Origin of the sequence: Rhodoferax sp. AJA081-3, from assembly GCF_017798165.1 — a bacterium.
Taxonomy (GTDB): Bacteria; Pseudomonadota; Gammaproteobacteria; order Burkholderiales; family Burkholderiaceae_C; genus Allorhodoferax.
In genome coordinates this window covers 1,982,572-1,995,573 of the sequence record NZ_CP059068.1, presented here as the reverse complement: position 1 = coordinate 1,995,573, position 13,002 = coordinate 1,982,572, and the positions used below count along the sequence as shown (strand labels likewise).

Genomic DNA, 13,002 nt, shown 5'->3' with positions numbered 1-13,002 from the left:
GGAAGCCTGGAGCGAATGGCAGGCCCGGGTAAGAGGGGCGTACAAAGGGGCTGGGGTCGACTCGGCCTAAGTTGGCGCGAAGCTGGCATGGAGGCTGCACATCTGCAGCAGGTGCGGTAGATCAATCGTGATGGGCACGAAAATTTCTACGCCAAAACCAGAGTCGTCCAAAATGAACACTAGGTCATAAGAAACCGGAAAAGCTTCGATGAATTCGAAGGACGGAGTGAAGCCAGGAGCATCAAAGCGGGTGCCGGTGAATCTATTAGCCAAGATATCGAAGCCCAGCTGTGCATTCACTGACTCCATCGTGTCTCCCGGTTCGAGAACCAAAAAGTAGCCCAGCTCGCTCGCATCGAAGGCCAAGCCTCCGAGGTCAGTTAGTCGCTGTTCGACCAAGCGGCGGATCTCCGCGTCGACGATGGCTGATGCGTGTAGGAGAGATTTAATGGTGAGCACGCGGTACCTCCAGCGTGGGGTACTGGCGGGGCAAGGGCCAAAACCTGTCATGGCGTTGGTAGACGTCGCGTGGGAGATGTGCGCTGGTGAGAGTATGGGAAATGGTCATGTTGAGTCCTTGGTTGTGATTGAGCAAAAAAAAGCCCCTAGCTTTCAAAGCTGGGGGCGTCGGTTTCATTAATTCAACGGTCTGCTACCGAGCGGATTTGTAGTGTTTCCAACCCAGCCATCCGGCGATAAGCAGGGCGACTGCGATGGACACTTTCAGGGCAAAGGCAAGCAAGCCCGCCCATACAGCAAGCGCGCCGAGTTTGATCAGCGCGATAGCTGCGATGGTGAGAACGAAGAAGGTCAGTAGTGGCATTGGTTTTCTTTCAGGGCATTGATTTGTATGGACGAAAAAAAACCTGTCCCAAAAAATATGGGAGCAGGCTTTCGGTGAAATTGCAGTCGGGCGTGTGTCTTTAGCTATTTGGGCTGTATGTCATTCGGGAGTTTTACTGTGGGGGAGTTGGGTTTCACTTCTCGGCTGCAATCGCTGGCTTGGAAGTGTTTTGTTCCAAGTATTTGAAACCTACCAAGGTCACTACCACCTGCGTGAGAACGCTCCCGCTGGCGGACTGGACGTATGCATGTTTTACACCACACTTGCAGACGTTAGCCTTGTTAGCTTGAATCGAACGGTCGATCGACTGTAGACCCAAGTCGTCTGTGATGATGCAAACCTCTTCAATAGGCCCATTTTTCTCAGCAAGTTTTAGCGTTTGATAGACAGTCACATTGCAAGCTTTGGCGGAGGCGTCAAGTTTTGCACCATTGAGCATTTGGACGCTGGAGGCGCAGCCGGATAGCCATAGCAGCACGAGGCCTGCCACGCCTGCTTTGAGGCCACGGCTGATACGGTTGGATTTTTCTGAATTCATTGCTTCTTTCGTTTGATAATTTATTAGATGATTTATGCGATGAATAAGTGTGACCCGTTGCAATCGGCTCACAGTAGCTGGCACACGAAGCTCAGTCGACGGCAAACTGATCCCGCTTTGCAGAGTCGGGTGTTATAACTACGCGATTAAGGGTTGCGCGAACCAATAGACCTTAGTCTTCTTTCAACAGCGGTCGGCGCTACTCAGCACCATATGCGGTGCGAAACTCGAATAATGTATATGGGGCGCTCCTTTCTCATAAGGGTCGGTGCGTTATAAGGAGTTGAGATGTTAATGAAATTTGTGCGGACAATGATACTTTTCTGCATATTGACATTTTCGGGAAATATATTTGCATCGACATGGTTGCTTGTCCATAGCGACGAGTCAACTAACCTGACAACGGGGCGCAAATTCTTACACCATCGCGAAGTAGACATCGAATCTATTGAACGGGTTGGTTTAAACCTCAAATTCACGGGAAGGGCCTTCGATTCGAGATGGGGGCCTTTGACTTATGGGCCACTTGAAAGTCTGGTAGTTAACTGCCTGACATCCATGCGTGGACAGTGGTCGGATATGAGTCTTTACTCAACATATCCCAACACAATAGCAGGCGATGAATTGCGGGCGGTTTGCCAACATGCCGAAAATCTGGGTTTGATTTCTGCCGATGAAGCCGGCTCGCACAGTCGGACGAGATCTCCCGTGAAGTCTGTGAAGTCCACAGACAACAGAGTGGACTCACTGCAAGCTACTGGAGACACACAAACGGCAAAATCTAATAGTTTGGGGCGCACGCAGGGTGAAGTTGGCATATCTCTTGAGGATTGGATTGCTCTATTTGGAGAGCAAAGAAGTACCTTTCGAGCGAAGGCCCTTGTAGATGTATCAATCAAAGTGTCAAATGACTCTGCAGAAAAAATACTGCAAGGAAAGAAAACGGAAGGCTTGAAGTCGCTATTACTTGTATACACCCTCAATGACTACATCTCAGAGTTACCACAATTCAGTCGATCCAATGAATGGCGCGCGAATAGAAAAGCCTCTGAGGAAATGAAGGCCATTTTGCTAGGGGGCGGTGTAACTGCGGAAGTCATCAAGATAAGTAGACAATATTTAAATTCCTATTTAAAGGCATTTCAAATCCCTACGCAAAAAGCCCCTGCAGGGTGGATCGATGTCGTAGGAATTTATCCAGGCTACTCTTCAAAGGAAGAAGTTTCCGACCTAAAGACAAAGTTCGGTTTGATTGATATTGGTGGATATGGTGTTATGTGTGCTGATGAATATAACGAGAAGAATATTCTCGTCAAGTTAGTCTGCTTGTTTGGAAAAGATGATCTGACTACAGATCTCGCTAGCGGTGAAGGATCGTTGGTCTCAAATAGTGAGGTTTTTCAGGTTTTCGTAAAGGGATTTACTAAAAAGCTGGGTAAGCCGAAAACTTCCGCTGAGAAACTGGAGACGAAATTTGGAGTCAAAATCGAATCGGTTGACACTCTTTGGACAGACAAGTTTGGGAATGAGTTAAATGTGGTTTCAGTAGCAAATAAGGTGGGTCGCGGAGCTTTAATATTGACCTCAAAGAGCTACATGAATATGTACAAGGAAAAAGCTCAAGCTTCAAAAGAATCACGAAGATTCTAGCAATCGGCGAAGCATGGTATTTCTGAATTAGTCTGCTCAAAAGTGATAGGTAGTGACTGTGAAGCTGGTAAGAATTGAAAAGACAACTGCTTTGGTTAAAAAGTGAATGAGCAATATAAACTTAATGCGCTGTGAAAACCTAAACCTACCCAGATCATCTAGCGACAGGTATAGTTGCCTAAAAATTTACATCGTGGACATGGAGACTATGTTCGGTCATATGGCATATCCTCAAATCAACTCAAACACTGCGGCCGTGTCCGCCATCTAAAGATGTCATTCGAACAAGTTTTTGTAGAACAAGCGGAGTATCTCGCAGATGATTCTTTCACGCAGTGGCATGCGGAACATCCGGATGAAAAAATCATCATTAAAAAATTGACACAGGGTGGTGCAAAGCTCATATCTGGACCGAGAGGGTGTGGCAAAACAACGCTAATGCTTAAGGGTTTTCACACGATGGTGCATAACCCCGATGCAGCATTTCCAGTCTACGTAAATTACAAAAGATCGCTATCAATTGAACCAATTTACAAGACTGGGACAGACGGCACTTATTGGTTCAATCAATGGGTCATACTAAAGCTATATCTAGGCATATATGCCACCCTGGATCGATTGAATAGTAACTTGGAGATGTCTATTTCTAGGGAGGATGCTACCAAGGCCGCCTCTTTGTTAGAGATGTCAAATGCCTCTAAGGTCAATCTGCAAACTTTATCGGTACCAGTGCTTGAGGCGGATATCCATCGAGTAATTGAGCGCCTGAACCGCAATAGATGCGTTTTGCTGCTAGACGATGCAGCACATGCATTTTCCGTCGATCAGCAGCGCGACTTTTTTGACTTTTTTCGACAGATTAAATCTCAAGCCATATCGCCAAAGGCAGCGGTCTATCCGGGAGTCACCAATTACTCGTCTTCATTCCATGTTGGTCATGACGCAGAACAGATCGATGTTTGGATAAAACCAGATCGCGAAGCCTATCTCCGTTTTATGCACGCCTTCATACAGACGCGCTTTCCTGAAGCAATTGCCAATACGCTGACAAATTCAGAAGCCATTGATCTTCTGAGTTACGCATCATTTGGTATTCCCCGAACTCTGCTAAATATGCTTCAGGAGCTTTCGATAGAAAAAAATGGCGAGCTCGAAAAAATTAATCTGAGCAGAACGGATGTTCTTCGTGCAATCAAACAGCATTTCACAAATACAAAGAAACTATTCACCTCGTTGTCAGCAAAACTTCCGGTATATAAAAGCTTTATTTCCACAGGAGAGGTGATCCTAAGCAACGCCATTGGGCTAGTGAAGGCATATAACAAAGAGAAGGGCACTGATAAGCAGAGCGTTTCGATTGCAATATCCAGCGAAGACTTGTCACACGAAATGTCTAAGGTTTTTGCTCTCTTTCAATATGCTGGCCTTTGCATTCCAAAAGATGAGTTGGTGAGCCGCGGTGAAAAGGGGCGATTTCAAATCTACACCCTTCACTATGCTGGATTGATTGACTCAAATGCGCTAATCGGTGCTAAGTCGCTTAGCATCCAAGACTATGTCACAGCTTTTTCAAAGCGAAATGCCCATGAATTTACGAGAACACGCTCGATCAATTTGATTGGAAAGGCTAAACCTGATCATGCATTTGCACTGTCATTACCACCATGCAGTGTTTGCCAAACACCCCGTCTTTTCGAAGATGCGAAATTTTGTGCCAAATGTGGTACGCCGCTCACTATTCCATCAACTTACCTTTCCTTGATGAATGCGGATATCGATGAACTCCCGCTTACCAAGATTCGGCTTCAAAAAATAAAGGAGCAATCGTCGATTCGAAAAATCAAGGACATACTATATGACCATGAGCATAGCGAACTGCTAAGCATTGATCGAATAGGGAAATACTGGGCCGCTCGAATAGTCGGGCTAGCTGAGGAATTTGTAGAATGACTTGGCAGAACTCTGTTTGCATGTCCGTCGGGCGAGTCTCGTGCCCGGATGTCAACAAGCTGGTAGTCGGAGTTCCGAGCAAAAAGACGTCTGCTATCGACAACTTTTACAGCTCGACAAGTACGACGTTAACTAAAATTGATCCAGCCTTCTTCGTGAATTACGGTGAAGAAATTGCTGGTTTACTCTTTGTCGGTTTGATCTCGTCGACTGAGAACTATTTTCGAGATATTCTGGGATTGACTCTCACCTTATGTCCGATTGCTCAAGCACATTCTGCAGACGAAAAAGTTCAGTTGGGTTCCCTCTTGTGGTCGGAGGGTAATTTGCAGAACCGGTCAGCATTTGAGTTTTTCGCATTTTCGAGCGCCGACAATATTAACAAGGCAATCAAAAACTTTGTGAATTATCAAATTCGATCCAATGGGACACTTGATTTAATGCTCAGAGAATATGACAAGCTTTGCGAACTTAGACACGCAGTTGTTCATTCTGGACACATCGTAGCGGGGAAAAATGCCATCAAGCTGGGTCTGAGTAGGACAAAGGACCCATTAAAAGTAAGACTCCAGTACGCTGAGTTGCAAGCGGCAGGCAGTGTTTGCACGGCATTGGTGCAAGCTGCAAATAATGAACTTTTTGAAGCCCTTGTCACCCGATGGGCAAAGGATTGGCGGGCCCTGCCGTCTTGGAGTCCTTCAGAAGAGCTCGCACTTCTCAAAAGAATACGCGAAGCATTTCTTTCCCAAAGAGATGCGAAAAATAACACTATTGGAAATGAACGTTCTCTGAAGTCACTGCTATCACATGTGAAAACAGCATTTAACATTTGATCAGAGTCAACTCGCGTTTATCCGCCGCAGTCATGAGCGGGAACAGTCCAAGCTGCTGGGGAAGGTGTCTCCGACGCACCGAACTAGCCGAACTGGGCCAATTGCTTCCAAACGCCCCAAATTCGAGATACTGCTGAGGTAGCTGGGCAAACTGTTGCACCGCCACAAATTGACCTCCAGCAACCCCATTACAATCACCCGCTGGTTTGGGGCGTTAGCTCAGTTGGTTAGAGCAGAGGACTCATAATCCTTTGGTCGAGTGTTCAAGTCACTCACGCCCTACCATTTCATTTGGTGGCCACGCATGTTTGTACCGCGTCGGTGTTCCAGAGCACTCTTCATCATCAACGGCAGTAAGACACGGTAGCGGCCATGGCAGACGAAAAATTCTATAGCGCCATCGCGGATGAGTTGGAGCACAAGAAAACCGACCGCGCCTTGTGGACGCGTGCGCTGGCCGAAGCCGGTGGGGATGTGGACAAAACGACAGCCCTGTACATCCGCCTGCGCCTGGCACAGCTGAAGAGAGCAGATGTTGGGGCCGGCACTCTGGCCCTGGAGCCTGTACCGGGTGACGAAACCAGCAACAACAATCGTGGTGGCCACAACACCCAGCCGCCCAGCAGTGCCCTGATACGCCTGCGCAGCGATCTGTCCAAAATGCTGCGCGAGAGCGGCAAGTCAAGCTTCTACACCGTTCTCGACCTGACCCCGGAAGCCACGGATGCTGAGGTGGCCGATGCCATTGCCAGCTACGAAGCCCGCGTAGCGTCTGGCGATGCCTTCGCCACCCCCGAGTTCAAATATGCCAGAGAGAGTCTGGGCAATTCCAGGTCGCGGGAGGCCTATGACCGCAGGATTTTCTCCAGCGCGGCCACCGCGGGCGGACCAACATCGCGTTATCCGTCGCGGGGTCATGAGTTGTCGTCCGTCGGCGAGCCCGTTCTCGTGCAGCTGTGGGAGTCGCGCAAGGCCTCGGTGATCGTGGGGGCAGTTTGCCTGTGTATCGTGGGTTACATGCTGCTGGGCTTCTACAAAGAGCGTGAAGCCAGTGCCATGCGCAAGAAAGAGATAGAGGCGCAGATTCTGCAGACCCAGAAGAATGCAGAAAACGATGCCATTCGCGCCGAAGCCGAAAAGGCGCTGGCGGCGGGCATGGTGAACAACACGGCGAATGTGATTGACCGCACGTCTCAGATGGGCAACCGGGCGCTGGACAGGCAGTTAGAAGCCGAAAACCGCCAGCGCATCGAATCGGAACAACGCGCCATCAACAATGCCCAAAGGCTGGAAATGCAGCGCGAGGCGCAAGACCGCCAGTTGGCCATGCAGGAGCAGCGCACGCGCGAGGCCAAACGCCAGATGGATGACCGCAGGGCTGAGCGCGAGAAACGGTATTGGGCCTGCATGAACACCGCGCTGGACCGCAATTCCGAGAGCACGGCCAACGCACGCTGCGCCGCGTACCGCTAGAGAGAAGTCTGCAGCTATTGCGGGAACCGCAGGCCTTTTTGAGGGGTTGACCTGCCTACTGGCACCCCGCCTGGGCCACAAAACTGCTGGCCGCCCCCACATCCATCAGGGTATTGCCCGACACCGGCCCCTGCACCCATACATGTCCCTGGGCGGAAGAGGTGGCCAGGTAGTTGGCGGTGCCGGGGTAGTAGCGGTAGTAGTAGGGCGGGAAGCTGGCCGTGGCGGCGCTGGGCGCTGGAAAGTATTGTGGGTAGGTGCGTTCGGCCCAGTTGAACAGGCAGTCGGATGTGGCGGTGGAGACAGCGGCCTGCGCCGTGCTGCCTTTGCGCACGGTGTGGTTGGCGCGGTCGGCTACGTACAGGTTGCCGTTGCGGTCGGTGGCCACGTCCTTGGGGTTGTAGAAGCTGGCCGCCGTGCCTGCGCCGTCGGCAGAGCCAATAGTCCCGGCGCCGCCAACGGTGGTGACGTCTCCGGTGGCAGAAATCTTGCGGATGACCTGGTTGTCGGTGTCGGCCACAAACACGGCGCCCGTGCTGTTATCCACCGTTATGCCGGATGGAAATTTGAACGCCGCTGCACGGCCGTTGCTATTGGTGTTGCCCGCCGTGCCCGAGCCCGCGAGTGTGGTCACAACTCCGGCAGGCGTGACCTTGCGGATGGCGTGGTTGCCGTGGTCGCAGATGTACAGGTTGCCTGCGGCATCTACCGTTAAGTCAAAGGGCACGGTGAAGCGGGCGGCGGAGCCGGTGCCGTCGACCAGACCTATGCCGCCCGGCGAGCCCGCTAGCGTGGTGACCACCCCGCCCGGCGTGATCTTGCGCACGGTGTTGTCGGCGGAGTCGATGACGTAAACCGTGCCACCACTGTCCACCGCCACGCCCAAGGGGCTGTTGAAGCGGGCTGACGCACCGGTGCCGTCCGCGCTGCCACCTTGCCCGGCAGAGCCTGCCAATGTGCTGACCACGCCGGTGCTGGAAATCTTGCGGATGGTGCGGTTGCCGGTGTCGGCCACAAACACATTGCCTGCGCTGTCTGCCGCAATGCCCTGCGGGTTCTGGAAGCGGGCCGCGGCGCCCGCGCCGTCGGCACTGCCCAGCGTGCCGGCCTTGCCAGCCAGCGTAGTCACGGTGCCATCGGGCGCGATCTTGCGGATGGAGTGGTCGGTGGCATCGGCCACATACACATTGCCCGCGCCGTCGGTGGCAACGGCATAGGGGTCTTCAAAGCGGGCAGCCGCGCCCGCGCCATCGCGGCTGCTGCTGCGCCCGGCCAGGCCTGCGAGTGTGCCCACACTGCCGCCCGTGATCTTGCGCAGCGTGTTGTTGGCCGTGTCGGCGATGTAGACGTTGCCAGCGCCGTCCACGGCCACGCCATTGGGCGCGTTGAACTGCGCGCTGGTGGTGGTGCCGTCGCCACTGCCGGGTGTGGCAATGGTGCCGGCCAGGATGGACCCCACGCCGGCCGCTGTCAGTTTGAAAACGGCATGGGTGCGGTAGTCGGTCACATACAGGCTGCCAGCGGCGTCTATGGCCAGGCCACGGGGCTCGCCCACCAGGCTGCTGCCGCTACCGTCGATTAATGTGCTCACCAGCCCGCCGGGCGTGATCTTGCGCAGCGCGCGGTTGCCCGCGTCCACCACCACCACATTGCCGCTGCCATCCACCGCAATGCCTTGCAAGGATTTAAAGCGCGCGGCGCTGCCCTGGCCATTGGTAAAGCCGATCTGACCCGCACTACCGGCCAGCGTGGTGACTACACCTGCCGGTGTGACTTTGCGCACGGTGTGGTTCATGTAGTCGGTTACGTACACACTGCCCGCTGCGTCCAGCGCCACGCCATGGGGCTCGGTAAATTTGGCGGCGCTGCCGGTGCCGTCGGCACTGCCCGGTCCGTTGCCCCCAGCCAGGGTGCTGACCACCCCGGCGCTGCTGATCTTGCGGATGGCGTGGTTGTTGGTGTCGGCCACGTACAGCGTGCCGCTGCTGTCCAGGGCCACCGCAAAAGGTTCGTTGAATTGTGCCGGGCTTGCAGCTGCAGGGCCTGCGGTGCCAGCTGTGCCGGACCAGGTGGTGACCACACCCGCCGCAGTCACCTTGCGAATGCTGTGGTTGGCGCTATCGGCCACGTACAGGGTGCCGTCGCTGCCAACTGCCAGGCCGCGCGGGGCGTACAACTGGGCGGTGCTGCCGGTGCCATCCACGCTGTTGATGACGGTACCGGCCGCACCGGCCAGGGTGGTGAAGGTGAAGCCCGGGTCAGCCGCCTGCGCAGGGCTGTAGCTACTGACGATGCCGCACGCCAGCGCCATGGCGCGTGCCCAGTAAAAGTGTCGCATGTAAGCCCCCCGTCGTGGACGAGCCATCGTACGACGGCATGGTCGTCAGCGCAACAAATCGATCACCTCTGCTTTGCCCAACTCTTGTGCCAGCGCCAGCGGCGTTTTGCCATCCACCACCGTATCCTTTGACACACCCTGGCCCGCTACAAACAGCGCAACCGCCAACTGGTCACCCCGCTGGATGGCGGACACAAACTGGGCCTGGTCAAAGTACTGCAGCCCCATGGCGGTGAGTTGTTTGCGGGCTTCCAGTTCGGGCCACTGCGTCTGGGCGTCCAGCACGGGCAGGCTGTTGCCACCCGAGGGCATAACCAACGATGTGGCCGACCGCGGGCTGGGCAGTGTCTGGATCATTTCTTCCTGCACGTCTGCCGCAGCAGCGGCTGGTGCAGCGCTTGGCGCGCCCACAGGCTTGCGGCGCAGTTCGCGGTTGGCATCCAGCAGCATCTCGATATGGGCGAAAACCTCGTAGCGCGAGAAGGGTTTCTTCATGAACAGATCGGCACCGATGCGGTTGGCATAAAACTGCTCGGTGGCGTGTTCGTTGCCGCTGATCATGATGACGGGGATCTGCTGGGTGGCGGGGTCTTTGCGGATGGCGCGCAGGGCGCTGAAACCGTTCATGCCGGGCAACACAATGTCCAGAAAAATGATGTCGACTTTGGTCTGGGTCAGCAGGGCCAGGCCCTGCTCGGCGTCACCCGCATCCTGGGTGATGTAACCCGCAGAACGCAGGATTTTGCGCAAGGCGGCCACCACGGTGGGCGAGTCGTCGATGATCAAAGCCGTGGCCCCTTGGCGCGCGTTCTTGCGTTTGCGCAGTCGCCGTTCTATGGCGGCTTGTATGGGGCTGGCTAACGCAGAGTCGGGTCTGGGATCTTCTTTTTTGGTCAGGGTTCTGAAGCGGTCAAAAAAACTCATGGCACTGCCTTATGGTTCGAACGGGAGGAGGGGGTGTCAGTGTAATTTTCCCAGATAAGTTTCGGAGAAAAGTGATTTGCGGAACTCCATCTCGTCCGGCTTGTTGTCCACGTCCAGCGCCAGGCGCTCCAGCTCATAGGCGGGCATGGGCAGGGAAAACAGGAAGCCCTGGAGCTCGTTGCAACCCATGGCCACCAGCAGGTCGCGCTGCCCGGGCGTTTCTACCCCTTCGGCGACCACGCGCAGGTTCAGGGCGGTGGCCATGTTGACGATGGATTGGGCGATGGAGCGGGCGTCTTCGCTTTCTTCCAGGTCGGACACAAAGGCTCGGTCGATTTTTAACTCGGCGGCGGGCAGCTTGCGCAGCGCGGCCAGGCTGGAGTAACCGGTGCCAAAGTCGTCGATGGACACATGGAAGCCAGCGTTGCGCATCTTCTCAAAGGTCTGCTGTGTGACCTTGGTGTCTTCCATTGCGACGGATTCGGTGATCTCGCAGGTGAACCGGTCCGGCTGGATGCCATGGCGTTGCAGAGCCGCCGTGATGCGTTCCACCAGGTCGTCTTCGCGCATTTGGTAACCCGAGATATTGACCGCCACCCGCATGCGCAGGCCGTGTTCGCGCCAGCGGGCGGCCTTGCGGCAGGCTTCTTCTATCACCCAGCCGCCAATGGGGCCAATCAATCCATACTGCTCGGCCAGGGGGATGAAGACCACGGGGCTGATCAGGCCGCGTTCGGAGTGGTGCCAGCGGAGAAGCGCCTCCGCCCCCGTAACCTGCAAGCTGATGGCGTCGATCTTGGGCTGGAAGTACAGCTCGAACTCGCCTTTCTCCAGCGCACTGCGCAAGTCGTTGAACAGCAGGGCCTGTTCCCGCACCTCCACGCCCATCTTGGGGTCGTACAGGCAGAAATCGCTGCCGCCGTTGAACTTGACACTGCGCATGGCTAGCGCTGCATTGCCCAGCAGCTTGCCAATGGCGCCATGCTCGGGGTACACCGCCACGCCAATGGAGCAGGTGAGCTGGGCGCGTATGGCATCAAAGGTGAAGGGTATGGTCAAGGCGTCGGAGACACGCTGCGCAGACTTGCGGGCACTGCGGTGGTCGCCGTCAACAAAAAGCGCAAACTCGCCAACCGACACGTAACAGGCGCGTGTCTTTTTACCGTCAGCCAAGGTCAGCCGTCGCGCCACTTCTTTGAGCATGCGATCACCGGTCTCACTGCCGAAGGCATCGTTGAGCATCACAAAATTGTCCAGGGCCACGTACAACACGCAGAAGGTGCCGCCACCGCGGTCGACTTCTTGTGCTTTTTTGACCATGGCGGCGTCAAACATGCCACGGGCCATCAGCCCGGTGAGTGCATCGCCGCCGCCTTTGGTCAGCAGCTGCTTTTCAAGTTCGTCCCGTTCCTCGGTCAGGCGTTGCCGGGTGCGGCGTTCACGCCAATACAGCGCAGCCATGGCCAAAGCAATGAGCAGGCTGGCAGCGGCAAGGGCGGACCAGGTGTTCATTGACTCGCGTAGAGAAGGGTGGCTTTGCGCAGGGACGGCACCAAGGCATCATAGCCAGTTTCCGGCCGCAGCCAAACGCTTTGGCGCTATCCGTTTTTGGCGTCGGCGCGCTGGCGGGCTTCCAGCTGGGTGCGGGAGTAATGGTTGATGACGCGCAGCTCGGCCAGGGTCTCGTCGATCTGGGCGCGTTTCTTCTCTAGCTCGGCAATCTCGGCGTCGGTGCGCTCGATGACGTAGTTCAGCTGCTGGGTGCGCCCCTCACCCTGGTGGCCATACAGGTCGAGGTAACGCTTGATCTCGGAGAGTGGTGAGCCAATCGCCTTGGCCCGCAGGATCAGCGCCAGACGGGCGCGGTCACGCCGCGTGTAGACGCGTGCACCATTGATGCGCCGGGGTGCGAGCAGGCCCTTGTCTTCGTAAAAACGCAGCGCGCGCAGCGTGATGCCGAACTCGCGGCACAACTCGGTGATACCAAAAAGTTCGGTGGTGGCCTCGTCGCGGTGCGAGTCGACAAAGGCCCGCGCGTCCTTTGCGGACATCGGTCAGATCACGCGTTGCAGGCGCATGGCCACACCCATGTCGCCACTGACCTTGAGCTTGCCGGCCATAAAGCCGGTGGTGGGCTCCAGGTCGCCGCTGAGCAGGGCGTTCAGGTTCTCCAACGTGATGCCCACGGTGCAGTCGCTGTCCACGTTGTCATTGGTCACGGTGTTGGGGGTGGAGGCACCGTCGATACGAATGACGCCATCGGCGCCGCAATCAAACTTGAGTGTGGCGTTCAGGCCGCTGTCGGCGCCGACCTTGGTGCGGATGGCTTGGGTGCAGGCTTCGAGGTTCATAAAAGAGATTCCTTGTGTGGTCAGGGTGATGGAATCGCATCGTATCTGGCTAGTATCACCTAAACATCAGTGAAAACACCTATGCGGCACTATGTTGACGT

General features: G+C 55.3%; 12 protein-coding genes and 1 tRNA gene. 5 read left to right on the top strand and 8 right to left on the bottom strand.

What is annotated here, in order from left to right; genetic code table 11:
• Positions 1 to 66: 66 nt before the first annotated feature.
• The 3 genes from HZ993_RS09300 to HZ993_RS09290 form a co-directional block, all read right to left on the bottom strand.
• Positions 67 to 459 (bottom strand): hypothetical protein, encoded by a 393-nt coding sequence (locus tag HZ993_RS09300; RefSeq protein WP_209397324.1) that lies wholly within the window; start codon positions 457 to 459, stop codon positions 67 to 69.
• A 193-nt stretch (positions 460 to 652) separates the two neighbouring features.
• Positions 653 to 823, bottom strand: coding sequence for a hypothetical protein (locus tag HZ993_RS09295; protein WP_209397323.1), 171 nt, complete (start codon positions 821 to 823; stop codon positions 653 to 655).
• A gap of 154 nt (positions 824 to 977) precedes the next feature.
• Positions 978 to 1,382: a hypothetical protein gene (locus tag HZ993_RS09290; protein ID WP_209397322.1), complete on the bottom strand. Its 405-nt coding sequence runs from the start codon at positions 1,380 to 1,382 to the stop codon at positions 978 to 980.
• Positions 1,383 to 2,120: 738 nt separating this feature from the next.
• Between HZ993_RS09290 and HZ993_RS09285 the strand changes: the two genes are divergently transcribed.
• From HZ993_RS09285 to HZ993_RS09265, 5 genes are all read left to right on the top strand, one after another.
• The gene (locus HZ993_RS09285; RefSeq protein WP_209397321.1) at positions 2,121 to 3,032 is read left to right on the top strand and encodes a hypothetical protein; all 912 of its coding nucleotides are present in this window, start codon (positions 2,121 to 2,123) and stop codon (positions 3,030 to 3,032) included.
• 273 nt (positions 3,033 to 3,305) lie between these two features.
• A complete protein-coding gene (locus tag HZ993_RS09280; RefSeq protein ID WP_209397320.1) occupies positions 3,306 to 4,982 on the top strand; it encodes a hypothetical protein in 1,677 nt (558 codons plus the stop codon).
• Positions 4,979 to 5,815 (top strand): hypothetical protein, encoded by an 837-nt coding sequence (locus HZ993_RS09275; protein WP_209397319.1) that lies wholly within the window; start codon positions 4,979 to 4,981, stop codon positions 5,813 to 5,815. The genes HZ993_RS09280 and HZ993_RS09275 overlap by 4 nt, the downstream gene beginning before the upstream one ends.
• A 208-nt stretch (positions 5,816 to 6,023) precedes the next feature.
• A tRNA-Ile gene (locus tag HZ993_RS09270) sits at positions 6,024 to 6,100 on the top strand.
• A gap of 87 nt (positions 6,101 to 6,187) precedes the next feature.
• On the top strand, positions 6,188 to 7,288 hold the full coding sequence (locus HZ993_RS09265; RefSeq protein ID WP_209397318.1) for a hypothetical protein: 1,101 nt from the start codon (positions 6,188 to 6,190) through the stop codon (positions 7,286 to 7,288).
• 55 nt (positions 7,289 to 7,343) lie between these two features.
• Here the strand turns inward: HZ993_RS09265 and HZ993_RS09260 are convergent, their stop codons facing one another.
• The 5 genes from HZ993_RS09260 to HZ993_RS09240 all read right to left on the bottom strand — a co-directional run bounded on the left by HZ993_RS09260 (position 7,344) and on the right by HZ993_RS09240 (position 12,901).
• Entirely contained in the window at positions 7,344 to 9,626 is a 2,283-nt protein-coding gene (locus HZ993_RS09260) for an NHL repeat-containing protein (protein WP_209397316.1), read from the bottom strand.
• 45 nt (positions 9,627 to 9,671) lie between these two features.
• Positions 9,672 to 10,550, bottom strand: coding sequence for a PleD family two-component system response regulator (locus HZ993_RS09255; protein WP_209397314.1), 879 nt, complete (start codon positions 10,548 to 10,550; stop codon positions 9,672 to 9,674).
• Between the two features lie 36 nt (positions 10,551 to 10,586).
• A complete protein-coding gene (locus HZ993_RS09250; protein ID WP_209397312.1) occupies positions 10,587 to 12,062 on the bottom strand; it encodes a bifunctional diguanylate cyclase/phosphodiesterase in 1,476 nt (491 codons plus the stop codon).
• Positions 12,063 to 12,148: 86 nt separating this feature from the next.
• Positions 12,149 to 12,601, bottom strand: coding sequence for a MerR family DNA-binding transcriptional regulator (locus tag HZ993_RS09245; protein WP_209397310.1), 453 nt, complete (start codon positions 12,599 to 12,601; stop codon positions 12,149 to 12,151).
• Positions 12,602 to 12,604: 3 nt separating this feature from the next.
• Entirely contained in the window at positions 12,605 to 12,901 is a 297-nt protein-coding gene (locus HZ993_RS09240) for an SCP2 sterol-binding domain-containing protein (protein WP_209397308.1), read from the bottom strand.
• Between the last annotated feature and the right edge of the window lie 101 nt (positions 12,902 to 13,002).

What these genes read in the sequence shown, in the direction of transcription:
- HZ993_RS09295 (WP_209397323.1), bottom strand. Translation starts at nt 823, where the DNA reads ATGCCACTACTGACCTTCTTCGTTCTCACCATCGCAGCTATCGCGCTG.
- HZ993_RS09290 (WP_209397322.1), bottom strand. Translation starts at nt 1,382, where the DNA reads ATGAATTCAGAAAAATCCAACCGTATCAGCCGTGGCCTCAAAGCAGGC.
- HZ993_RS09280 (WP_209397320.1), top strand. Translation starts at nt 3,306, where the DNA reads ATGTCATTCGAACAAGTTTTTGTAGAACAAGCGGAGTATCTCGCAGAT.
- HZ993_RS09275 (WP_209397319.1), top strand. Translation starts at nt 4,979, where the DNA reads ATGACTTGGCAGAACTCTGTTTGCATGTCCGTCGGGCGAGTCTCGTGC.
- HZ993_RS09265 (WP_209397318.1), top strand. Translation starts at nt 6,188, where the DNA reads ATGGCAGACGAAAAATTCTATAGCGCCATCGCGGATGAGTTGGAGCAC.
- HZ993_RS09260 (WP_209397316.1), bottom strand. Translation starts at nt 9,626, where the DNA reads ATGCGACACTTTTACTGGGCACGCGCCATGGCGCTGGCGTGCGGCATC.
- HZ993_RS09255 (WP_209397314.1), bottom strand. Translation starts at nt 10,550, where the DNA reads ATGAGTTTTTTTGACCGCTTCAGAACCCTGACCAAAAAAGAAGATCCC.
- HZ993_RS09250 (WP_209397312.1), bottom strand. Translation starts at nt 12,062, where the DNA reads ATGAACACCTGGTCCGCCCTTGCCGCTGCCAGCCTGCTCATTGCTTTG.
- HZ993_RS09245 (WP_209397310.1), bottom strand. Translation starts at nt 12,601, where the DNA reads ATGTCCGCAAAGGACGCGCGGGCCTTTGTCGACTCGCACCGCGACGAG.
- HZ993_RS09240 (WP_209397308.1), bottom strand. Translation starts at nt 12,901, where the DNA reads ATGAACCTCGAAGCCTGCACCCAAGCCATCCGCACCAAGGTCGGCGCC.